This is a genomic window from Parabacteroides sp. TM07-1AC, from assembly GCF_003480915.1.
GTDB classification, from domain to species: Bacteria; Bacteroidota; Bacteroidia; order Bacteroidales; family Tannerellaceae; genus Parabacteroides; species Parabacteroides chongii.
Genome location: NZ_QUKD01000010.1, coordinates 182307 through 206520, shown reverse-complemented (window position 1 = coordinate 206520; position 24214 = coordinate 182307). Strand labels below are relative to the sequence as shown.

11 protein-coding genes are annotated in these 24214 nt (G+C 48.8%); 9 read left to right on the top strand and 2 right to left on the bottom strand.

Annotation, left to right across the window (positions count from 1 at the left end; genetic code table 11):
* Positions 1 to 39: 39 nt before the first annotated feature.
* The gene (locus DXD68_RS18940) at positions 40 to 261 is read right to left on the bottom strand and encodes a hypothetical protein (RefSeq protein WP_122363050.1); all 222 of its coding nucleotides are present in this window, start codon (positions 259 to 261) and stop codon (positions 40 to 42) included.
* A gap of 132 nt (positions 262 to 393) precedes the next feature.
* Here DXD68_RS18940 and DXD68_RS24565 point away from each other — a divergent pair, with 132 nt between their 5' ends.
* From DXD68_RS24565 to DXD68_RS18890, 9 genes are all read left to right on the top strand, one after another.
* Positions 394 to 6048, top strand: coding sequence for an alpha-2-macroglobulin family protein (locus DXD68_RS24565; protein WP_233577219.1), 5655 nt, complete (start codon positions 394 to 396; stop codon positions 6046 to 6048).
* A gap of 167 nt (positions 6049 to 6215) precedes the next feature.
* Positions 6216 to 7514, top strand: a complete 1299-nt coding sequence (locus DXD68_RS18925; protein WP_122363108.1) for an amylo-alpha-1,6-glucosidase — start codon at positions 6216 to 6218, stop codon at positions 7512 to 7514.
* A 4-nt stretch (positions 7515 to 7518) separates the two neighbouring features.
* A complete protein-coding gene (locus DXD68_RS18920) occupies positions 7519 to 9270 on the top strand; it encodes a class I mannose-6-phosphate isomerase (RefSeq protein WP_122363049.1) in 1752 nt (583 codons plus the stop codon).
* A gap of 158 nt (positions 9271 to 9428) precedes the next feature.
* On the top strand, positions 9429 to 10529 hold the full coding sequence (locus DXD68_RS18915) for an ROK family protein (RefSeq protein WP_199715763.1): 1101 nt from the start codon (positions 9429 to 9431) through the stop codon (positions 10527 to 10529).
* A 107-nt stretch (positions 10530 to 10636) separates the two neighbouring features.
* Entirely contained in the window at positions 10637 to 13000 is a 2364-nt protein-coding gene (locus tag DXD68_RS18910; RefSeq protein ID WP_122363048.1) for a GH92 family glycosyl hydrolase, read from the top strand.
* Between the two features lie 12 nt (positions 13001 to 13012).
* Positions 13013 to 14158 carry an MFS transporter gene (locus DXD68_RS18905; RefSeq protein WP_122363047.1) on the top strand — a complete coding sequence of 382 codons (1146 nt, stop codon included), beginning with the start codon at positions 13013 to 13015 and terminating at the stop codon, positions 14156 to 14158.
* A gap of 6 nt (positions 14159 to 14164) precedes the next feature.
* Complete coding sequence (locus tag DXD68_RS18900; protein ID WP_122363106.1) at positions 14165 to 17062, top strand: glycoside hydrolase family 38 C-terminal domain-containing protein; 2898 nt, start codon at positions 14165 to 14167, stop codon at positions 17060 to 17062.
* Positions 17063 to 17271: 209 nt separating this feature from the next.
* Entirely contained in the window at positions 17272 to 19614 is a 2343-nt protein-coding gene (locus DXD68_RS18895; RefSeq protein ID WP_122363046.1) for a GH92 family glycosyl hydrolase, read from the top strand.
* Between the two features lie 6 nt (positions 19615 to 19620).
* Positions 19621 to 21903 (top strand): GH92 family glycosyl hydrolase, encoded by a 2283-nt coding sequence (locus DXD68_RS18890; RefSeq protein ID WP_122363045.1) that lies wholly within the window; start codon positions 19621 to 19623, stop codon positions 21901 to 21903.
* 60 nt (positions 21904 to 21963) lie between these two features.
* On the opposite strand, the gene DXD68_RS18885 is transcribed toward DXD68_RS18890, so the two are convergent.
* The gene (locus tag DXD68_RS18885; RefSeq protein WP_122363044.1) at positions 21964 to 24126 is read right to left on the bottom strand and encodes a GAF domain-containing protein; all 2163 of its coding nucleotides are present in this window, start codon (positions 24124 to 24126) and stop codon (positions 21964 to 21966) included.
* Between the last annotated feature and the right edge of the window lie 88 nt (positions 24127 to 24214).

The window sequence follows — 24214 nt, the reverse complement described above, 5'->3', positions numbered from 1 at the left end:
AGGATATAGTATCCGGGTTTTATTTATCGTCATAATGACCTAAGGGATGATACTTTTCCATATATTGTTGATGTCTTTCACTTTTGTTGTTTTCCCGTTACTGATTTCTTTTTCTGCTTCTTTGATTCGCTTGATTAGTGCTAGATCGTTAGTGCTTTTTGCGAGATGATCCATTAAGTCATCAATATCTTTTGCCGTATATACTCTTCCTTTAGCAATATCATTCAGTGATCGGTCAATATTGTTTCTTTTTCTTCCCATATATTTTGTTTTAGTTATTACAAATGTAGTCCTTTTTTGCAAATAACTCATTCCTTTTAAAAAATAAATGTGTACATTCGTAATGTTATCTCATTGGCTAAGAATAAGTAGTAACCGTTAATTGAATAAACTATGGCAAGGTATCTTTATTGGGTGTGTTTATGCTATTTGTTGTGCTTGTTTAGTAGTTGTAATACAAAAAGTGGCGGGGGAGAGGCGGAGGAGTTGCCTTTCAATCCGCATGTAGAAGCATTTACTTCCGGCAAGATATCCCGGTATATGCCGGTCTATCTGATCTTTAATCAGGATATCGCACAGGATAAACTGAAGAGTGACGGGTTGAGTAAGCTTGTCCGTATAAAGCCCGAGGTGGCCGGTGGGTTTTCTTTTGAGAATAACCGGACTATCGTATTCAAACCAACAAAAGCATTTGAACGGAATACAACCTATAAGCTGACTGCCAACCTTTCCGAATGGTTCGACGTGACAGGTAAAGATAAAGAGTTCGCCTTTGAATTTTCCACCTTCCCGCTGGCACTTCGTGCAAACCTGGAGTCGATGGATATCAATGCAAAAAATGAGAACGGTTATGATATAGTCTGTACCCTGCTTACTCCGGATAAGGAAACACCAGAGACGGTCGAGTCACTTGTACGCTACTCGGAGAAAGCGGATGCGGTATGGCAGCACAGTCCCGACGGTAAGAAACATCAGGTTACCTTGCAGAATGTACAAGCCGGGAATGACGGCACGCGGACATTCACCCTTTCGGTAGCTCCTAATAAATCAGGGGTAGCCGAAGACAAATTGCTAACCGTCTCTATTCCGGATATGAACGATTTCGACGTATATGACGTGACCTATGTGACAGAGCCTGAACGCTATGTGGAAGTGACGTTTACCAAAGACCTGGACTCTTCGCAGGACATGCAGGGACTGGCTTTCATCGCAGGAAATACATCTGAGACGGTCAACGTGGAGGGCAACCGCCTACGTTTATATCCCGACAACCAACGTAAGGGCGTTATGAATGTACACCTGACTCGTCAGATTCGTAGTAAGAACGGGCTGACGCTGAAAGAAGACGTCACCCGCCAGATCGAGATCAACACCTCTTTGCCCGACGTTAAGTTTATCGGACAGGGAGTAGTCATCCCGCAATCCACCGAACTGCTGGTACCGTTCCAGGCCGTTTATCTTCGGGGAGTGGTGGTTCGCGTGATAAAGATACTGGAACAGAATATCGGCCAGTTCCTGCAGGTGAACAACCTGGATGGGACTTCCGACCTGATGCGCGTAGGCCGACTGGTTGCCCGTAAGACGATCTTCCTGGATGAGGATGGTAGCGACCTTTCCCAATGGAACACATACGCGGTCGACTTGAAGAAACTCATGGAGCCGGAGCCCGGAGCCATCTACCGGGTAGAGCTTTCTTTCAATAAAGACCTGTCGGCCTACCCTTGTGACGACTCGATAAAAGTATCGCGCGAACAACTTCTGGCTGAAGACGAGATCAAGTTCAAAGAAGAAAGCTCCCGCTTCGATGATGGCGGTTACTATTATTATAACGGCGATTTCAACTGGAACGATTACAACTACAGCGAACGGAATGACCCTTGTTCGAACAGTTACTATTATAATAAGGTAGAAGGCAAGAACGTGTTGGCCACCAACCTCGGACTGATGGCAATGGCCGGCGAAGACAACGAAATGACGGTATTGGTACATAACTTGCTCAGTACGTCTCCCGAAAACGGTGTCAATGTATCCATCTATAATTATCAGAACCAGGTACTGGCTTCCGGTACGACCGACAGCAAAGGAGAGGTGAAATTGAAGATCGCTTCCGGCAAACCTTTCTACGTGATTGCTTCGCAGGGATACCAACGTTCCTATTTGCGTGTGGATGGAGGTTCGGCCTTATCGTTAAGCTCGTTCGACGTGTCCGGTGAAGTGGTACAGAAAGGCATCAAAGGTTTTATCTACGGTGACCGGGGCGTATGGCGTCCGGGCGATACGCTTTTCCTTAGCTTTATGCTGAACGACCGGGCAAAGAAACTTCCGGCGAACCATCCGGTAGTGATGGAACTCTATAATCCGTTGGGGCAGCTTTACCAGCGTAAGACACAGACACGCGGCGAACTGGGCGTTTACTCTTTCACCATGCCGACCGAACCGGATGCACCGACCGGAGCCTGGAATGTGAATGTAAACGTCGGCGGTGTCAGCTTTACCAAACGCCTGCGCGTGGAATCGATCAAACCGAACCGGCTGAAAATAGATTTAACATTTGCCGGCGGAACCAATAAAGGCAGCATGGATAAGGCCAGCATGGATGATGGCGCCATTGATAGGGCCAGCATTGATAGGGCCAGCATTGATAGGGCCAGCCTCGGTACGGGCGGTTCGCGAACCGCCCCTACGATATTGCGGGGCGAACCTCTGAACGGGCGCCTGCATGTGGAATGGTTGCAGGGAGCAACGGCTAGAAATCTGAAATACGACATTCAAGGCACCTTTATCTCGACCCCGACCACCTTTAAAGGCTATAAGGATTTCTACTTCGATGATCCGTCGAAGACATTCAACAGTGAAGAAAGTAAACTGATCTCCGGTACGACCGACGACAAAGGGGATGCTACCATACAGGCCAGGTTCGAGATCGGTACGACCGCCCCGGGCATGTTGATGGCTAACTTCGTGACCCGTGTCTATGAAGAGTCGGGCGATTTTAGTATCGATGCGAACAGGATGCTTTATTCTCCTTACAAGCGGTATGCCGGTATCAAATCGCCGCAGCAGACACGTGAGCAGTTGAATACCGGAAGCAATTATACCTACGAAGTCGCTTCGACCGACTATCAGGGAAATCCGCAGGCCAACACGGAACTGGATGTGCAGGTATATAAAGTATATTGGTACTGGTGGTGGAGTTCGGACAACAGCAGCTTGGCTAACTACGTATCCGACTCTTATAATAAGCCGGTTAAGCAATTAACCGTCCGCACCGGCGAGAACGGTCGGGGTACCTTCCAACTCTCGTTCAGCAACGAAGAATGGGGTACCTATTTTATCTCCGTGAAGGATAAGGAAAGCAAACACTCCACCGGAGTAATGAGCTATTTCGACTGGCCGTATAACGAAGGACGCCGCAACGCTGATGGCAGCGAGTCGGCTAATATGTTGAGCTTTAAGACAGATAAAGACAACTATAAACCGGGCGAGAAACTGGTTATCACCATCCCATCCGCCAAGGGAAGCCGTGCCGTTGTCAGTATCGAGAATGGGACGAAGGTACTATCCGTTACCGAACATACCTGCGACGACCAGCAGACAACGATCAAGCTGGATGTAACTAAAGAGATGCAGCCGAATGCATACGTCTACGTCACGTTGTTGCAGCCTCACGGGCTTACGCAGAACGACCTGCCGATCCGTATGTACGGCGTTGTACCTTTCACGGTGACTTCTCCTGAAAGCCATCTGTATCCACAGATCAGTGTGCCTGACGAGATCAAGCCGGAAGCCAAATACGAAGTGGTCGTCTCGGAAAAGGACGGTCGCGAAATGGCTTATACGCTGGCTATCGTCGATGAAGGCCTGCTCGACCTTACCCGCTTCCGCACACCCGAACCCTGGAAAGCCTTTAATGCCCGTGAAGCATTGGGCGTAAGTACCTGGGATATGTATAACTATGTAGTCGGTGCTTACGGCGGACGCATCGAGCAACTGTTCAGTATCGGTGGCGACGATGCCCTGAACAAAGGGCCGAAAGCCATCGTCAACCGTTTCAAACCGGTGGTGCAGTTCGAAGGCCCGTTCCTGTTGCGGAAGGGAAAGCAGCAGCGTCATATCTATACGATGCCGAATTATAACGGTCGTGTCAAAGTAATGGTCGTAGCCGGAAACGGTGAGGCTTACGGGCATGCCGACAAGAGCGTATTCGTACGTAAGCCGGTCATGCTGCTGGGCACTTTGCCGCGTGTGATCGGTGTAGGAGAGGAGATGGTTGTTCCGGCCACTGTCTTTGCTACTGAAAATGGGGTAGGTAATGTCGATGTCTCCATCACCTGTTCCGCTAATATGGAAGTGATAGGAGCCCCCAGCCAGCAGCTTCACTTTACGGAGAAGAGTGACAAACAGGCCCTGTTCCGCATTCGGGTAAAAGACCAGCCTGGTGCCGGTCGGGTGACTATTACGGCCTCGGGTAAGGGCGACAAGTCCGTCTACACGACCGATATCGAGATACGTTCCGTCAGCCGTCCGCAGGTGAAGGTACTGCCTGTTACCCTCGAAGCCGGCAAGTCCTGGAAAGAAACCGTTAAGCTCCCTGGCATGGCAGGAACCAACTCCTTGTCGCTGGAAATGTCGGATGTGCCGCCGTTGAATCTTTCTTCCCGCCTGTCATACCTGATCGGATATCCGCACGGATGTGTGGAGCAGATCACATCGAAGGGTTTCCCGCAACTCTATGTAGGTGAGTTTGCCGCCTTGACGAAGCAGCAACAGAATACGACCGAAAATGCAGTGAAAGAGGTGATCCGCCGCCTGCGTTCTTATCAGACCGTAGATGGAGCATTCTCTTACTGGCCCGGTGGTACGAGCAGCAACGGATGGGGAACAGTCTATGCAACCCACTTCCTGTTGTCGGCCGAAGCAAAAGGATATCTGGTTCCCGACGGAATGAAGCGTAACGTCTTGAACAACCTGCGCCGCGTTGCCCGCGACTGGAAGCCGGTAAGCTCTTACTATTCCCGTTCGGAAGAAATGACACAGGCTTATCGTTTATATGTATTGGCTCTGGGACAGGTGCCCGAAGTAGGGGCGATGAACCGTCTGAAGGAAAACAAATCGCTGGCTCCGATGAGCCGTTGGCTATTGGCTTCCGCCTATGCGTTGGTGGGCCGTACCGATGTGGCGAAAGGCCTGATCGAGAAAACAACGGAAGTGAAAACGGATTATTCCGATTACGACCTGACTTTCGGTAGCGACCTGCGCGATCAAGCCATCCGGCTGATGACATTAACCTTATTGGGTGACGGCAAAGAGGCCGCCATATTGACCCGCGGTATCTCGAAAGTGCTTTCATCGGACGACTGGCTGAGTACGCAGTCGACAGCCTTTGCCCTCGTTTCGCTTTCTGAGTATATGACTAAATATAAGGTATCCGGAACGATGGAGTTTACCTATGCTTATGGCAGTACGGCGAGCCAAGTAAGTACAACTAAAAATATCTGGACGGAAGTCTTGCTCGACAAAGCCGGAGTATCTGCTTCTCTGGAATTGAAGAATACGGGTAAATCGACCTTGTTCGCCCGTGTCATTACCGAAGGCATTCCGGCACAAGGCAAGGAGGAAGCCTATGCCAACGGTCTGTCGATGGCAGTCAGCTATACCGATCCGAATGGTCGTGCGGTAGATATCACCAAGCTGCCGCAGGGAACGAACTTCGCCTGCGTAGTCACCGTAAAGAACCCGTCTGCACGTGGTTACAACAACCTGGTGTTGACAGAAATCTTCCCTGCCGGTTGGGAAATCCTCAATACCCGCTTCCTTAACGAAGGGGCAGCCGACAGCAAGACAGCCGGTATCAACTATCAGGATATCCGCGATGACAAGGTATATAGTTATATCGATCAGCTGCCTTCCGGTCGCCAGGTGACGGTCAAGATCAACCTTTGTGCCGTCTATCCGGGACGGTTCTATCTGCCGCCGGTCTATTGTGAAGCGATGTATGATAATCTGATCCGGGCGAATACGGAAGGGAAAGAGGTAGTCGTTGAATAAAATACTGCCGGGAAATCAGGAAAAAGACTTACGGTTTTTACTCAAAAGCCGTAAGTCTTTTTTTATAGTTATAAGAATCGTAAGATAGTATAAGTATATCGAAACAAATGAATGCTTTAATCAGAAGCAACCTCTCTATCTTTGCAATATATTTATACAACAGATTCATGAAGAAGAGACACTTACTATTTACCCTGTTTTGTGGGGGACTTTTATCTTGTACAGCCCCTACGGAGACACAGCAGTTAGCCAAAGAAATTCTTGCCGATCAGAGTTTCCATGTGGTCGACAGTATGGCCCGTTCAGTTATCCGTAGCGGTTTTAACGCCGGAAGCGGTTACTCCCAAATCTGGGCACGCGATATGAACACTTTTATCGAAGTAGCCTGCGAGGAAAGCAACCCGTCCGACCTGCGTAATGCCATCCTGCTGTTCTTTGCATTGCAGCAGCCGAACGACGAAATGATAGACGGTTATGTCCTGAAAACAGACTTCAACTGGGGTGATGACCATCCGTATTATTCGGAGGCAGCCCCCGATCATGTCGCTTTTAAGAATACGGTAGAGACCGACCAGGAATCCTCTTTGATCCATATCGTAGGAAAGTATATCCGTAAGACCGGTGATACCTCTATCCTGAATGAAACGGTTGCCGGTCGTACCGTCTACCAGCGTATGGTCGGAATGATCGACTATCTGATGCGGGAACGGTATAATGAACAATACGGCCTTCTCTACGGTGCTATGACGGCGGACTGGGGAGACGTTCAACCTAACGACGATTTTGGTTGTGATATGAACGAACTGTCCGACCCGGCTATCGACGTATACGATAATGCCATGTTCATCATCGCTCTCAACTATATGGATGAGATGACTACCGATGAAGCCGATAAGCTCCGTTGGAAAGAACTCCGCCAGCATATCTCAGCGAATGTACGTAAGCACCTTTGGGATGCACAGCGGCAGAAGTTTATCCCGCATATCTATCCTGAAAACTCCCCGATACCCGAAGGTTTCAATGAGCTGGACGTGCATTATCACGGAGGCACTGCCATTGCCATCGAAGCCGGACTTTTGTCACCGGAAGAGATAGCAACTGTCAATGCACAGATGTTGGAAAATGTCCGCCTGTCAGGTATGCCGAGTATCGGTTTGACCCTGTATCCTACTTATCCGGAAAACTTTTTCCGTGGAGGAATGTCGAAAGTCTATATCTATCAGAATGGTGGCGACTGGACCTGGTTCGGTGGCCGTATGATCCAGCAGCTTATTGCTAACGGTATGGTAAAGGAAGCCTACGAGGAGGTACGACCGATGATCGACCGGGTGATCAAAAATAAGGGTTTCTATGAATGGTACGGCATGGGTGGTGTGCCCAGTGGTTCCGGTCATTTCAAAGGATCGGCAGGAGTACTGGCGAAAGCTATCGAGATGTTTAATGAATGGTCAGAAGAAAATAAATAAAATAATGAGAAAGAGTAATTACGATAAAAGTCCCTCGACAACAGTCGACGGGGCTCTTTGGAAAGGTTGGGAGTCTGTTCTGGATAAGTTGAAGGAAGTATGCAACGTCCCGGAAGAGTTGGCACGAAAGGTCGTTGTTATCGAGTGTTATCATGGTGTGTATACAGATAAACTGGCTGAACACCTGGTAGCGTTGGAACCTTCATTGATGATTCATTCGGATCAGTGTTTTAAAGGCGTAAGAGACATTGAGAAGATGACTTATCCTTATCTGACAGACGATCGCCTTTTTGGACGTCGCGCACCGTTTTACTATGCGGACTTCCTGGATGCAGACAAAGTAAAAGAATGCCGCGAAAAGATTGCAGCGGCTACCGGCCTGATTATTGTTTACGGACATGCTGCGGCGGAGATTGTCCGCGAAGCCGATGTCTTGGTCTATGTCGATATGGCACGCTGGGAGATCCAGCAGCGTTTCCGTCGGGGCGAGATCGACGGACTAGGCGTGAAGAACCGTGAAGAGGCTCCTTCATACCATTATAAACGGGGGTATTTCATCGACTGGAATGTCTGTGATGCCCTGAAGAAAGAATTACTGCCTAAGGTCGATTACTGGTTGGATACCCATATTCCTGATATGCCGAAGATGATCACCGGTGAGACGATGCGCGCCGGTCTGGAAAAGACTGCCCATCAGCCGTTCCGTGTGGTTCCCTTCTTCGACCCTGCACCCTGGGGCGGCCAGTGGATGAAAGAAGTATGCGACCTGGATAAGGAACAGGAGAATTTTGGCTGGTGCTTCGACTGTGTGCCGGAAGAGAATAGTCTGTATCTGAAAGTCGCAGGCGAACTGTTCGAGATGGCTTCCAATAACCTGGTGTTCTATCAGACTCGTAACTTATTGGGTGGTCCGGTAGAATCGCGTTTCGGACAGGACTTCCCGATACGTTTCGACTTCCTCGATACGATGGGAGGGGGTAATCTGAGTTTACAGGTTCACCCGACAACTCAATATATACGTGATACGTTCGGTATTTATTATACGCAGGACGAGAGTTACTACCTGTTGGATGCCGGAGAGGATGCAACCGTTTATCTCGGACTGAAAACCGGTGTCGATCCGGAAGAGATGATCGCCGCTTTGAATGAAGCACAGGTATCGGGCGAACCCTTCGATACGGAGAAGTATGTGAACAAATGGCCGGCAAAGAAACATGACCATTACCTGATCCCGAACGGGACTATCCATTGTTCGGGTTCGAATGCGATGGTGCTTGAGATCAGTGCGACACCCAGCCTTTTCACCTTCAAACTGTGGGATTGGGGGCGTTTGGGACTGGACGGTAAGCCGCGTCCAATCAATATCAAACACGGCTCCCATGTGATCCAGTGGGAACGGCAGACCGATTTCGTACGCGATCAGCTGGTCAACCATTTCGAACCTCGTGCAGAAGGCGAAGGTTGGGTGGAAGAACGTACCGGCCTGCATGAGAATGAGTTTATCGAAACCCGTCGTCACTGGTTTACCGGAAAGGTACCGCACAATACGGGTGGGGGAGTCAACGTTTTTAATGTGATCGAAGGGGATGAGCTGATCGTGGAAAGTCCGACGAATGCGTTCGAACCTTTCATTGTCCATTACGCCGAAACGTTTATCGTTCCTGCCATCGTCGGCGATTACACCATTCGCCCGTATGGTATTTCCGAAGGGAAAACCTGTGGAACGATTAAAGCGTATGTCCGGGTGAAAGGATAAACCTATTTTAGTTGACAGATGACAGTTGATAAGTGACAGTTGGGCTTCGCGTTCGGTCAATCAATCGGCTGAAAGCCGAAATATCTGTCAACTGTCACTTGTCAACTGTCAACTTCAAAAATAAAACACATATATTAAACACACACACATATATAATTATGTATAGTAACGATAACCGCATAGTAATGACCCTCGACGCCGGAGGAACCAACCTGGTCTTCTCGGCTATCCGCGGGGGCGACGAGATCGTGACCCCGATCACTTTACCCTCCTGTGCCTGTAGTCAGGAACAATGCCTGGGACAACTGGCAACAGGTTTTACCCGTATCCGCGAGCAACTACCGGAACCACCGGTCGCTATCAGCTTCGCTTTTCCCGGTCCGGCAGACTATCCGGCAGGTATCATCGGTGACCTGCCGAATTTCCCTTCTTTCCGGGGAGGTGTGGCGTTAGGCCCGTATTTGGAAGATATATTCAATATCCCTGTCTTCATAAATAATGACGGTGACCTTTTTGCCTACGGGGAAGCATTGACCGGTGCTTTACCGGAGATAAACAACCGTCTGGAAAAAGCAGGCAGTATCAAACGTTATAAAAACCTGCTGGGTCTCACACTGGGCACAGGCTTCGGAGCCGGAGTCGTTATCGACGGAAATCTGCTGATGGGCGATAATGCTGCCGGAGGTGACATCTGGTGTTTCCGCAATAAGAAATATCACCCCTATATCGTGGAAGAAAGCGTGAGTATCCGTGCTGTACAACGTGTGTTCCGGGAGCTTTCCGGGGACCCCCATGTTTATACTCCGAAAGATATATTCGATATGGCAGAAGGTATCCGCCCGGGTAATCAGGAAGCAGCCCTTCGTGCTTTTGCCGAGTTGGGAGAGATGGCAGGAGATGCCATTGCACAAGCTATCACGTTGATCGACGGCCTGGTCGTGATTGGCGGTGGTCTGACCGGTGCAGCCAAATATATCCTTCCTGCACTTTTACAGGAGATGAACAGCCAGACCGGTATGATGGACGGCAGTCGTTTCTGTCGCTTGCAAAGTAAAGCCTATAATCTGGATGACGAGGCTGAGTTCAACCAGTTTGCAAAAGGAGAAGCCGTGAAGATACGTGTCCCCGGTTCAGGCCGTGAAGTGGACTATGACCCTTGTAAACGTATCGGAGTCATGATCAGTAAGCAGGGAGCCAGCCGTTCGGTAGCTTTGGGTGCTTATGTTTACGCTCTAAATCAGTTGATAGTTGACAGATGACAGTTGACAGATGAGCTTTGCGCTCGATAAATAAATCGGCTGAAAGCCAAAATATCTGTCAACTGTCACTTGTCAACTGTCAACTAAAATAATAAACAAGTTACGTCATGAATAAAAACAATCTATTAAGTGCGGCCCTTTGTTTGCTGGCAGGTGGACTGGTTATTGCCTGTTCGTCGGTAAAGGAGGAGAAAGCTGCCGAAGAACTGTCCCAATATGTGGAGCCGCGTATCGGGACAGCCCATTGCCGCTGGTTCCATTTCACTCCGGGAGCTTATCCTTTCGGAATGGCAAAGCCTGCCCCGTCGACTAACGGGCATCTGGGGAATAACTCCGGCTGGGAAGCTACCGGCTATGATTATCGGGATACTTCGATCGAAGGTTTCCCCTGCCTGCATGAGTTCCAGGTAGGCGGTATCGTTCTGATGCCGACAGTGGGCGAGTTGAAGACTGTCCCCGGTGCTGTGGACGATTCAACCGGAACTGGCTATCGTTCCCGTTTCGACCATTCGGAAGAGATCGCAACGGCCGGCTATTATTCCGTGAATCTACAGGATTACGATATACGTGCAGAACTGACCGCTACGCCCCGTGTGGCTTTCCAGCGTTATACCTTCCCGGCATCCGACGAGAGCCGTATTCTATTCGATATCGGTAACAGGCAGGGGGAGAGCGGTGCTGTGAAAGATGCCTCCGTCACCCTGAACGAAGATGGAACAGTAGAAGGCTGGGTAATCACTCTGCCGGGATACGTAAAGAAATATCAGCCTGGAGCAGAAGTACCTCTCTATTTCTTCGCTCGGCTGGATAAACAGCCGGAAGGTTACGGTACATTTATCGGAGAAAAGGTGCAGCCGGACGCCCGGCATATTTCAGGTATTGGCTCCGGTTTGTACCTCACTTATAAAACGAACGAAGGCGAAAGTATTACGGCCAAGGTCGGCCTCTCATACACTTCCGTAGCGAATGCCCGCCTGAACCTGGCGACGGAAGCACCTACACTCACCTTCGACCAGGCGAAAGAAGCTGCCCATCAGCAATGGGAAAACTACCTCGGACGTATCCGCGTAGAAACTCCTGTGAAAGAAGACAAGGTGAAATTCTACACCGGCCTCTATCATGCCCTGCTCGGACGCGGGCTGGCGAGCGACGTGAACGGAGCTTATCCCCGCAACGACGGCAGTGTCGGACAGATTCCTGTGAAAGACGGCAAGCCGGTGCATAACCTGTATAATACCGATGCCGCCTGGGGTGCCCAGTGGAACCTATCGCAGGTATGGGTATTGGCTTATCCTGAATACGCTTCCGATTACATCAGCAGCCATTTGTTGGTCTATAAAGATGCCGGATGGCTGGCGGACGGTATTGCCAACAGCCGTTACGTATCGGGTGTCGGCACGAACCTGCTGAGTACGATTGTAGCAGGTGCTTACCAATGCGGTATCCGCGACTTTGACGTAGACCTGGCCTACGAAGCCTCCCTCAAGAATGAACTCGACGGAACCAACCGTCCGCTGGGTGCCGGTAAGGTCGATACGGACATGTTCCTCAAATACGGTTATGTCCCCCACATGGATAAAGGTGACGGACCGGACGAAGCGTTTATGTTCTCAGCTTCCCACACCCTGGAGTATTCTTATAGCGCCTGGGCCGTAGCCCAGTGGGCAAAGAAACTCGGTAAGACGGAAGATTACGATCGGCTGATGTGGCTGTCCAAAGGCTGGGAACGTATCTACGACCCTTCGACCAATTTCGTACGCCCGAAAAAGGCAGACGGACAGTTTATCGGTGATTTTAACCCGATGCAGGTCTGGCGCGGTTTCCAGGAAGGAAATGCCTGGCAGTACACATTCTATGTGCCTCATGATGCGGAAGCATTAGCCGGCAAGGTAGGAGCGGACGTATTCAATCAGCGCCTGGATAGCATCTTTACGGTTTCTCAAAAACTGATATTCAGCGGTGGTACGGAAGTAGGTGCCTTTGCCGGCTTGCAAACCCTGTATAACCATGGTAACCAGCCTTGCCTGCATATCTCCTGGTTGTTCAATGAAGCCGGCCGCCCTTCGCTAACCCAGAAATGGGTACGTGCCATCCTCGATGAGTTCTACGGTACGGACGGAATACATGGCTACGGTTACGGACAGGATGAAGATCAGGGCCAGTTAGGTGCCTGGTACGTGATCGCTTCGCTGGGAATGTTCGACGTGAAAGGCCTGACGGATTCAACGCCTTCCTTTGCTTTGGGCAGTCCGGTATTTGACAAGATAACCATCCAACTCAACAACCAATATTATAAAGGAAAAGAGTTCGTTATCGAAGCAAAGAACAATAGTAAGGAAAATGTCTATGTGCAGCAATACCGCCTGAATGGCGAGGTGTATCCTGCCATTCGTATTCCTTTTGAAACAATCACTGCCGGAGGGCGTCTGGAGATGGATATGGGTAATCGTGCAGTGGATGATTACAAATAAAGAATATATACCATGAATAAACAAAATTCAAAAGCCATTTACCCCATCCTCTTCGGATTCTTTGTGATGGGCTTTGCAGATGTTGTAGGCATTGCGACTAATTACGTAAAGGTGGACTTTTCCCTTTCCGATACGCTTGCCAACCTGTTGCCGATGATGGTCTTCCTTTGGTTTGTCCTGTTTTCCATTCCGACAGGTATCCTGATGGGGAAAGTCGGACGGCGTAATACCGTAGTGATAGCGTTGGCCATAACCGCCCTCGCCATGCTGCTGCCTTTGTTCTTTTATGACTTCCCCTGTATTTTATTGACTTTTGCGCTGTTGGGTATCGGCAATACGATCCTTCAGGTTTCCCTGAACCCGATGGTCGCCAATGTCGTCAATCCGGACCGCATAACCAGTGTACTGACCCTGGGGCAGTTCATCAAGGCGATCTCTTCTTTCCTGGGCCCGATCATTGCCGGTGTTGCCGCTTCTTTCTGTGGGGATTGGAAACTAATCTTTGCCGTATATGCTGTAACGACACTGATCTCTACAATCTGGCTTATCTCCATTATTCCGGGAAAGGAAAAGCTGGAGGAAGCCCATGTGACCTTTGGTACGACAGTATCCCTTTTCAATGATAAATATATTGTATCCTTGTTCCTCGGAATCCTTTTTATTGTCGGCATAGATGTGGGTCTGAATACGACTATCCCTAAATTATTGATAGACCGTACGGGTATGCCTCTTTCGGAAGCCGGATTGGGAACCAGCCTGTACTTCGCAGCCCGTACGATCGGATCGTTTGTCGGTGCTCTCCTGCTGGCAAAACTTTCGGCAAGCCGCTTCCTGAAATATAGCATGTTTGTGGCAATCGTGGCATTTATCCTGTTGCTGGCTGTCCCTGCTACATGGAGCATGTTCGTGATGATCGTTATTGTAGGACTGGCCTGTGCGAATGTCTTTTCGATCATCTTCTCGTTCGCCCTTCAGCATAAACCGGAACGGGCAAACGAAATATCGGCTCTGATGATCATGGGAGTATCCGGAGGTGCGCTGATTACTCCGCTGATGGGAGTCGTAGCAGATGGCTTCGGGCAGGTTGCGGGATTATCCATCCTCCTGCTCTGTCTCCTTTATATTTGTCTTATCTCTTTTCGAATAGATAAAAAATAGATGCTTATGAAAACATTAAAAAACTTGTTCCTGGCAGGGCTGGCATTGTTTACGATGTCTTCCGCCGTGTGGAGTGCATCGACCGCACCTCCGGGGATCGAAACTCATCTTTTCCCTGCCTTATATAAAACGGCGAAAGGTCCGGTACAGAAAGTACGGGTAACCGTGAAGCATAGCGGTGCGCCTGTTACTGCAACACTTACGTTGGGGAACCAGTCGCGAAAGGAAAAACTGAATGACGGTACTAACCAATTCTTTTTTGAGATACCGGCTGTGCAGTCTGCCGTGCAACTGCCTCTGACGGTAACGGTTGGAAAAGAAAAAAAGTCTGCTCAGGTAGAAGTGAAACCTGTCCGCCATTGGCAGATGAATATGGTACAGCATACCCATACCGATATCGGTTACACCCGTTCGCAGACCGAGATTCTGGCGGAACACCTCCGCTACATCGACTATGCCCTCGACTATTGCGATGCAACCGACAATTACCCAGACTTTGCCAAGTTCCGCTGGACTTGCGAGATCGCCTGGGCTGTCAGTGAATACCTGAAATGCCGTCCGGCCGAACAAATCGCCCGGTTAAAGAAACGGGTAGCGGAAGGACGTATCGAACTGGCTGCTATGTATCTGAACTTCGACGAACTGCCGGACGAGCAGACATTGGCCGCTTCCTTGTATCCACTGAAACAATTCCGTGATGCCGGTTTGAAGGCGGAAGTCGCCATGCAGAACGATGTGAACGGTATCGGCTGGTGTTTCAGCGAGTTCTTTGCCGATGCCGGTGTGAAGTATGTCAATATGGGAACACATGGTCACCGTGCCCTGATCTGTTTCGATATCCCGACTGTCTTCTGGTGGCAGTCTCCTTCGGGAAAGAAGGTCTTAACCTACCGTGCCGAACATTATAACCAGGGTAATTTCTTCGGTATCCATACCGATAACTTCGAACAGTTCGAAGAACGTGTACTGAATTATCTGGGAGAGATGGAAGCGAAAAACTATCCGTACGATATCGTTGCCGCCCAGCACTCCGGTTATTTCACGGACAACTCGCCCCCTTCGACAAAGAGTTGCGAGATGCTGATGAAGTGGAACGAGAAATACGAATGGCCTAAAATACGTACAGCCGTAGCCAGCGAGTTCATCAAAGAGGTGGAATCGAACTATGCCGATAAAATACAAACCATCCGTGGCGCATGGCCCGACTGGTGGACCGACGGCTTTGGATCCGGTGCACGTGAAGCAGCTATTTCCCGTATCACCCATTCAGACATCATCGCCAATCAGGCAGGATTGTCTTTTGCCGGTATGCTCGGAGCCAAACTTCCTGCGCAGATAGACGATCAGATATATGATATCAACAAAGCCCTGTTGTTTTATGACGAACACACCTTCGGCTACAGTGAAAGTGTGCGTGATGCCTACTGCAAGGAGACCTGGGAACAACGTTCCCTGAAGCAATCGTATGCCTGGGAAGCTTACCGCCATTCCGGTCTGCTGGGAGAGGTGACGATGGGATTGTTGCAGTCTTTCGTGCCGAAAGCCGAATACCCGTCCGTCGCCGTCTTCAACACGTTGAACTGGACCTATAGCGGCATAGCCAAAGTTTATATTGACCACCAGATCCTGCCGCGTGAAAAGGCATTCGAGATAGTGGATGCTTCGGGTAATGTCATTCCCGCCCAACCGGCGGAAAGCCGTTCGGACGGAACGTACTGGTCTCTTTATGTGAAAGACGTACCGGCTTTGGGATATGCCCAGTATTATATTAAGGTAAAGGACGCTCCTCGTCCTGCCATACAGTCTGCAGAGAAGTTGGAGAATGCACATGTGGAAAATCCCTGGTATGCCATCGACTTCAATCCGCGCAAGGGGACTATCGGCAAACTCTTCGACAAAGAATTGAATAAGGAACTGACGACTCCCAATGCAGAGTGGGAGATGGGAGAGTTCATCTACGAGATCATCGACAGCCGTCACCCGATGGAACAATACCGCGTTCCGCAATTCCTCCGTCGTCGTCCGGAACGGATCCGTTTCGAGCGTTACGAAAAGGGAGATATTTGGGATACTTACCGCTTCCGTGGTGAGACAGTGGCAGGTCGCGAGCCGAACAACCTGATGGTAGAGTTCCGTGTCTTCAACGTGACCAAGAAGATTGAAATCGTGTACCGCCTCCGTAAGAAAGCTATTACCGATCCGGAAGCAGTCTATATCTCGTTCCCGTTTGAGGTAAATCAGGGGAAGATCATGCTCGACGTTCCCGGCGGTACCATCGAAGCTGGTGTCGACCAGATCCCCGGATCATCGAACGACTGGTATACGGTGCAGAACTTTGCCACGGCACGCAACAGCGAGTCGCAGGTTGTTATGGGTAGCCCTGAGATCCCTTTGATGCAGTTCGGTGCGATCAATACGGGACGTTATAAAGCGGGGGCCGTTCCTCAGTCGACCAACATGTACTCCTGGCCGATGAACAACTATTGGGTAACCAATTTCAATGCCGACCAGATGGGTGAGTTACAATGGAGCTATTTCATCAATTCCGATAAAGACAACTCTATCGGCTATGCCACCCGTTTTGCCTGGGAGAACCGTATTCCGTTCCTGACCCGTGTCTTACCGGCAGGAGCCAAAGGAACCGAAGTGATAACCCCGGCATCCATCTTTACGATTACCCCTGCGAACCTGTTGCTGGTAAATATGAAGCCGGTCGAAGGAGAAAAAGCCGTCATGCTCCAGTTGCGTGAGGTAGATGGTAAACCGGCTGCCTTTGCCGTTAAATCCGACAAGGTCAACTTTACGAAAATCACTGTATGTGATGTCGTAGGAGATCCGGTTTCAGGTAACGGATCGACAGACTTTGCTCCGTGGGAGAATAAGTTTATAAAATTATCCTGGTAATAAAATAGGATAAAAAGTGTTTTCATTTTAGTTGGTATTTGAGTATCCGGATCATCCGGATAGGGAGGGGAGGAGTAGGTTTACTCCTCCTTTTTTCATAAAAAGAGCCCCTTTCAGTGATTTTGTATGCGAATTAAATATATTTGTGTACCATCTGTACCGGATTGTCTTTATATTTGTGTGAATAATGTATTTAAAACCCAAAAAACATGAATAAGAAAAATGTATTGGCTCTCGCTTTGGTCACGATGATGGCGTGGGTAGGGAAGCCTGCTATGGCAGCTTCCGGTACGAATGCTTTCGATCCGGTAGAGTATGCAATGCCGTTGATGGGAACTCAGTCCAGTTTTGAGTTGTCGACGGGAAATACCTATCCTGCTATTGCCCGCCCCTGGGGTATGAACTTCTGGACGCCACAGACAGGAAAGATGGGAGACGGATGGCAGTATACCTATACGGCAAATAAAATCCGCGGGTTCAAGCAAACCCACCAACCCAGTCCCTGGATCAATGATTACGGACAGTTTGCTATTATGCCGGTAGTAGGTGCTCCCGAGTTCGACCAGGATAAACGCGCCAGCTGGTTCTCTCATAAGAGCGAGGTGGCTAAACCCTATTATTATAAAGCCTATCTGGCAGACCATGACGTGATAACCGAACTGACACCGACCGACCGTGCGGCTCTGTTCCGTTTCACATTCCCGGAAAACGACCATTCCTACATCGTTGTCGATGCGCTGGATAACGGTTCTTATATCAAAGTCGTTCCGGAAGAGAACAAGATCATCGGCTATTCGACCAAGAACAGCGGTGGTGTACCTGATAATTTCAAGAACTATTTCATTATCGAGTTCGATAAACCTTTCACATACGAAGCTACTTTTGCCGACAATTCATTGAAAGAAGGCGCAAAAGAACAGACTTCGAAGCATGTGGGAGCCGTGATCGGTTTCAAGACCAGGAAAGGAGAAATCGTTCATGCCAAAGTAGCTTCTTCGTTCATCAGCTTCGACCAGGCTGCCGTCAATATGAAAGAGCTGGATAACGACAATTTCGAAACCCTGGTATCCAAAGGTAAACAAGCCTGGAACGATGTGCTGGGTAAGATCGAAGTGGAAGGCGGTACGTTAGACCAGTACCGTACATTCTATTCCTGCATGTACCGTTCTCTGTTGTTCCCGCGTAAATTCTATGAAATAGATGCAGCCGGAAACGTCGTTCATTATAGCCCGTACAACGGTGAAGTATTGCCGGGATATATGTTTACGGATACCGGCTTTTGGGATACGTTCCGTGCCCTGTTTCCGTTCCTGAACCTGATGTATCCGTCGATGAACAAGGAGATGCAGGAAGGTTTGATCAATACCTATAAGGAAAGCGGCTTCTTCCCTGAATGGGCAAGTCCGGGACATCGTGGTTGCATGGTGGGTAACAATTCGGCTTCCATTCTGGTGGATGCTTATGTGAAAGGTGTGAAGGTCGACGATTTGGAAACGATGTACAAAGGCCTGATCCATGGTACGGAGAATGTACATCCGACTGTCTCTTCTACCGGTCGCCTGGGACATGAATATTACAACAAACTGGGGTATGTGCCTTACGACGTGAAGATCCATGAGAACGCAGCCCGTACGCTGGAATATGCTTACAACGACTGGTGTATCTACCAGATCGCGAAAGAACTGGGCCGTCCGAAAAAAGAACTTGAGCTGTACGCTAAACGTGCCATGAACTATAAGAACCTGTACGATAAGGAAACCAAGCTGATGCGTGGCAAGAATGCCGACGGTACTTTCCAGGCTCCGTTCTCTCCGTTGAAATGGGGGGATGCCTTTACAGAAGGAAACAGCTGGCATTATACTTGGTCTGTTTTCCACGATCCGCAGGGACTGATCGACCTGATGGGTGGTAAAGATTCTTTCGTTATGATGCTCGACTCCGTATTTGCCGTTCCGCCTTTGTTCGACGACAGCTATTACGGTCAGGTGATCCATGAAATCCGCGAAATGCAGATCATGAACATGGGTAACTACGCTCACGGTAACCAGCCGATCCAGCATATGATCTACCTGTATAACTATGCCGGACAACCCTGGAAAGCTCAGTATTGGTTGCGTGAAGTGATGAACAAGATGTACACTCCGACACCGGACGGTTATTGCGGTGACGAAGATAACGGTCAGACTTCTGCCTGGTATGTATTCTCTGCTCTCGGTTTCTATCCGGTTGCTCCGGGAACGACCCAGTATGTGTTGGGCGCTCCGTTATTTAAAAAGGCGACATTGCATTTCGAAAACGGCAAGAACCTGGTGATCAACGCACCGGAGAACAGCGACAAGAATATCTATATCGAATCTATGTCGTTCAACGGTGTGAACTATACCAAGAACTACCTCGACCATAACGAACTGCTGAAAGGCGGCGTACTCGATATCAGAATGGGCGACAAGCCTAACCTGAACAGAGGTGTCAATCCGGAAGATCTGCCTTATTCATTCTCTGTCAATGAAGAGGGGTTGAGCAAACTGATCGGTAAAACAAAGAAGAAATAAACGTATATGAATGTAAACAAAAATGTGAAAACGGGTATAGCTTTGCTGGCTTCTGTATTCTTGCTGGCATCCTGTACCCCCGGCGGGGAAATGTCTTCCTCGCAAAAAAGTCCGGTGGACTATGTGAACCCGTATATGGGAAATATCAGTCACCTGCTGGTTCCGACCTATCCGACCGTACATCTGCCTAACAGCATGCTGCGCGTATATCCGGAGCGTGCCGACTTTACCGGCGATATGTTAAGCGGACTGCCTGTCATCGTGACCAGCCATCGCGGAAGTTCCGCTTTTAACCTGAGCCCGTACCAGGGAGAAGAATCCGGACTGAAGCCGGTGATCAACTACAGCTATGACCAGGAAAAGATCTATCCGTATCGTTATCAGGTATACCTGGACGACAACAATATCGATGTCGACTTTGCCCCGTCTCACCAGAGTGCCGTATATGGCATTACGTTTGAAGGAGAAGGTCCTGCCTATCTGATCTTCAACAGCCGTAACGGACAGTTGAAGAGCGATGGCAAAAGCGTCAGCGGTTACCAGTTTGTCGACCGGAAAACGAAAGTTTACCTGTATGCTGAAACCGATAAGACCCCGCAGCAATGTGGCGTAGTAAGCGTGGGCACCGTGAAATACGGTGAAACGTCGGTAGAAGGAAAGGATGCGGCTCTTGTTCTCTCTTACGGAAACGATGTGAAGAAGCTGGGTGTCCGCTACGGTATCTCGTTTATCAGCGAAGAACAGGCAAAGAAGAACCTCGAACGTGAAATAGCAGCCTATGATGTCGATGTGGTAGCCAAGATCGCCCGTAACGACTGGAACGAAGCCCTCGGCAAGATACAGGCACAAGGCGGAACGGAAGACGACAAGGTGGTGTTCTATACTTCCCTGTACCGTTGCTACGAACGTCCGGTCAACCTGAGCGAAGACGGACGCTATTACAGTGCTTTCGACGGTAAGATACATGAAGACGGCGGTCGTCCGTTCTATACCGACGACTGGATTTGGGATACCTACCGTGCAACCCACCCGTTGCGTATCCTGATCGATAACGAACGTGAAAGCGATATGATCAATTCCTTCCTGCTGATGGCGGAACAGATGGGTACGAACTGGATGCCTACCTTCCCCGAAGTAACCGGTGATTCCCGTCGTATGAACTCTAATCATGCCGTAGCTACCGTGATCGATGCCTGGAAGAAAGGCGTACGCGGTTTCGACCTCGAAAAGGCTTATATAGCCTCAAAGAAAGGTATCGAAGAGAAAACACTGATCCCCTGGTCTGCTGCTCCTGCCGGATGGCTGGACGATTTCTATAAGGAACACGGTTATATCCCGGCATTGAAGCCCGGCGAAAAAGAAACCGTAGCCAATGTCTCTATCTGGGAGAAACGCCAGCCGGTAGCCGTTACCTTGGGTACTGCTTACGACCAGTGGTGTCTTTCACAGATCGCAGCCGAACTGGGCAAGACAGACGAAGCTAAACATTATCTGCGCGAATCGTACAACTATCGTAATGTGTTCAATCCGGAAACCCGTTTCTTCCACCCGAAAGATAAGGACGGCAAGTTCATCGAACCGATGGATTACCGTTACGACGGTGGACTGGGTGCACGTGATTACTACGATGAAAACAACGGCTATGTATACCGCTGGGACGTACAGCATAATATCGGCGACCTGATTTCCATGATCGGCGGAGACAAAGTCTTCACTTCGGCGCTCGATTCTATGTTCAACGAACCGCTGGGAATGTCTAAATGGAGTTTCTATTCATTCCTGCCCGACCATACCGGTAACGTGGGAATGTTCTCGATGGCGAACGAACCGAGCCTGCATATCCCGTATCTGTATAACTATGCCGGCCAACCCTGGAAGACGCAGAAACGTATCCGTACACTGTTGAACCAATGGTTCCGTAACGACGTGATGGGTGTTCCGGGTGATGAAGACGGTGGCGGTATGTCTGCTTTCGTGGTATTCAGCCAGATGGGATTCTATCCGGTTACTCCAGGTTCTCCGACTTATAATGTCGGTAGCCCGGTATTTACGGATGTAAAGGTCGACCTGGGTAATGGCAATACCTTCGAGGTCAAAGCGAATAATGCCTCTCCGGAAAACAAATATGTACAGTCTGCCCGCCTGAACGGTGAAGTGCTGAACCAGCCGTGGTTCAATCATAGTGACATTGCACAGGGTGGTTTGCTGGAACTGGAGATGGGCCCGAAAGCCAATAAGGAATGGGGAACAAAGACACCTCCTCCTTCAGCTGCTCCGATGCCTCAATAAAAAGATATCCGTATAAATGGAAAAGCCGGTTGAAAATTGCTTCAACCGGCTTTTCTATTTTCAGTTCACGGGAGTTCCTTTATAATGTAAAGGTAAAGTAAACCAAAAAGTGGAACCTTCGCCTTGCACGGAGTCTACCCCTATGGTACCTCCTAGATATTCAACGATCGTTTTGCTGATGGTCAGACCAAGACCTGTCCCTTGATGAAAATCATTGATCTTGATGAAACGCTCGAATACACGTGTCCTGTTCTCTTCAGAAATACCGATACCGGTATCCCGGACGCTGACCTTCAGTGTATCCATTATCTTCTCGTAATAAATAGTAATACTGCCCTCCTCGGTAAATTTAATCGCATTGTTGAGGAAGTTCGTGATTACCTGTGTGATCCGTTGGGGGTCTGTTCGTATGATAATCTGTGGTAAATTCCTGTCGAAGACAAGTTTTACTCCGGGCTTCACCTTTAATGTAGCTCCCATATATACTTCCATGCACAACTCTCTGATGTTGACATCTTCGATATTGTATTTCAGCATGCCCGATTCTATTTTGGAGAAGTCCAGGATATCTCCGATCAGGTTAAGCAGCAGGTCATTATTTTTATGGATAATGTCGAGGTAAGTAGCCTGATCCTCCGGATCGTCCGTTTCTGCCACCAGGTCGGAGAAGCCGACGATTGCGTTCAGCGGTGTACGTATTTCGTGGCTCATGTTTGCCAGGAAAGCGGATTTCAGCTTGTCGGCTTCCTTCACTTTCAGCAACTCCAATTCTATTTCGCGCTGATCCGTAATGTTGGATGTATAGCTGATAATCTTACTGGGTTTCCCGTCTTCAGAATATCTGTAAGCACGAACATTTGAATTAAGCCAGTACACCTTGCCATCGAATATCCTGCGATATACCGACACGTATTTATCGATCTCTCCGGTGAGAAGACGTTTGAACTGCCGGTCGTAAACCTTGTACTTGTCGTCCGGATGCAACGTCTCGATAAAGTCCGCAATACAGCCGAATCTGTCCTGTTTCAGATAAGTCAGGAAGAGACTGCTTTCCACATCGTCGTTCAGGCTGAAATCGACCGACAGTCTATCTGTTGCGATATCATATTCCCAAATAACTGATTCGCCGGTATCTACGGCAGCTTTCAGCTTGGTCAGGTTATATTGTATTTCCTCTGTCTTGTGGTAATTTTCGGTATCATCGAAGACGATGTAGAAAAAACCGAGCTGTTCGCCCTGCTGGTCTTTCAGCACAACGCCCTTCACCCTTAAATGTTTGATTTGGTTGGTTACCGTGCTGGAGAAATATTTCTTTTCAGCCACTTTGCCGAAGTTATATTCCAGAAGAAATTCAACATCTTCTCCGTTTTTCAGTTTAACGTTCGCCCATTCCGGTATATTAGGATTCTCAAACGCATTCAGACCGATTGCAGCCTCGCGTGTCGTTCCGAATATCTCCAGGTCGGCATTATTGATATCCAGCAAAATGCCTTTTTCATCATACAACTCGACCCCCCAGGGCAGTTTGTCGAAGATGATCTGAAACTTGGCTTCACTTTTCAAAACCTGTTTCATAGAATGTTCCATCATCCCTTGCGCCATCTCGCGTTCGATGGCGATCGATATGATATCGGTAAGCATTCTCAGGTTTTCAATATCCAGTGCAGTCCAGTTGCGATACTTTTTTACTGAATCAAGACCAATGAAACCATTGATATTCCCTTCGAAAAAAATAGGAATCACGAGCAGTGATTTTACATCCTGAAGCATGACTATTTTTTGTTCGGCAGCAGCCTCCTCCGGCATTTGAGCAATGTCGTTGATGACAATGTCTTTCTTATCGTCGATTGTTTTTATCCACCAGGGAAAATCATCCTTGGACATACCGACTAAAAGATCTTCACGCATGGAGATAATACCCTGGCGGGTAACTTCATGCGTGAAGCCGAAAGTCGATTCGTCATTTTTGTAATTTCCGATATAGACCCTGTCTACATCAAAAAACTTCAGGACAATCAGTAGAGACCGGTCGATAATGTCCTTTTCTCCTGGTTTCATTAATAATGACAAAACATCCGAGAAGGTTTTCCTCAATGCAATAGCATTGGTCAGAATACGATTTCTATATGCTTTTTCATCAGTAACGGAGGAGCCTGTCGCTTTCAACCTCTCGATTTCGCCGATCAGGTCTTCTCTCGAATAATTAGCATATACGCTGTTCATTTAGGTATATCAATTTTATATGTTCGTGTATATGGAACAAATGTACATATAATAATTGATTTTCAAAAGATACTGAACGTTTTCTGCT

Bases quoted from the DNA above. Each gene is read 5' to 3' on its own strand.
- DXD68_RS18940 (WP_122363050.1), bottom strand. From the start codon at position 261: ATGGGAAGAAAAAGAAACAATATTGACCGATCACTGAATGATATTGCT.
- DXD68_RS24565 (WP_233577219.1), top strand. From the start codon at position 394: ATGGCAAGGTATCTTTATTGGGTGTGTTTATGCTATTTGTTGTGCTTG.
- DXD68_RS18925 (WP_122363108.1), top strand. From the start codon at position 6,216: ATGAAGAAGAGACACTTACTATTTACCCTGTTTTGTGGGGGACTTTTA.
- DXD68_RS18920 (WP_122363049.1), top strand. From the start codon at position 7,519: ATGAGAAAGAGTAATTACGATAAAAGTCCCTCGACAACAGTCGACGGG.
- DXD68_RS18915 (WP_199715763.1), top strand. From the start codon at position 9,429: ATGTATAGTAACGATAACCGCATAGTAATGACCCTCGACGCCGGAGGA.
- DXD68_RS18910 (WP_122363048.1), top strand. From the start codon at position 10,637: ATGAATAAAAACAATCTATTAAGTGCGGCCCTTTGTTTGCTGGCAGGT.
- DXD68_RS18905 (WP_122363047.1), top strand. From the start codon at position 13,013: ATGAATAAACAAAATTCAAAAGCCATTTACCCCATCCTCTTCGGATTC.
- DXD68_RS18900 (WP_122363106.1), top strand. From the start codon at position 14,165: ATGAAAACATTAAAAAACTTGTTCCTGGCAGGGCTGGCATTGTTTACG.
- DXD68_RS18895 (WP_122363046.1), top strand. From the start codon at position 17,272: ATGAATAAGAAAAATGTATTGGCTCTCGCTTTGGTCACGATGATGGCG.
- DXD68_RS18890 (WP_122363045.1), top strand. From the start codon at position 19,621: ATGAATGTAAACAAAAATGTGAAAACGGGTATAGCTTTGCTGGCTTCT.
- DXD68_RS18885 (WP_122363044.1), bottom strand. From the start codon at position 24,126: ATGAACAGCGTATATGCTAATTATTCGAGAGAAGACCTGATCGGCGAA.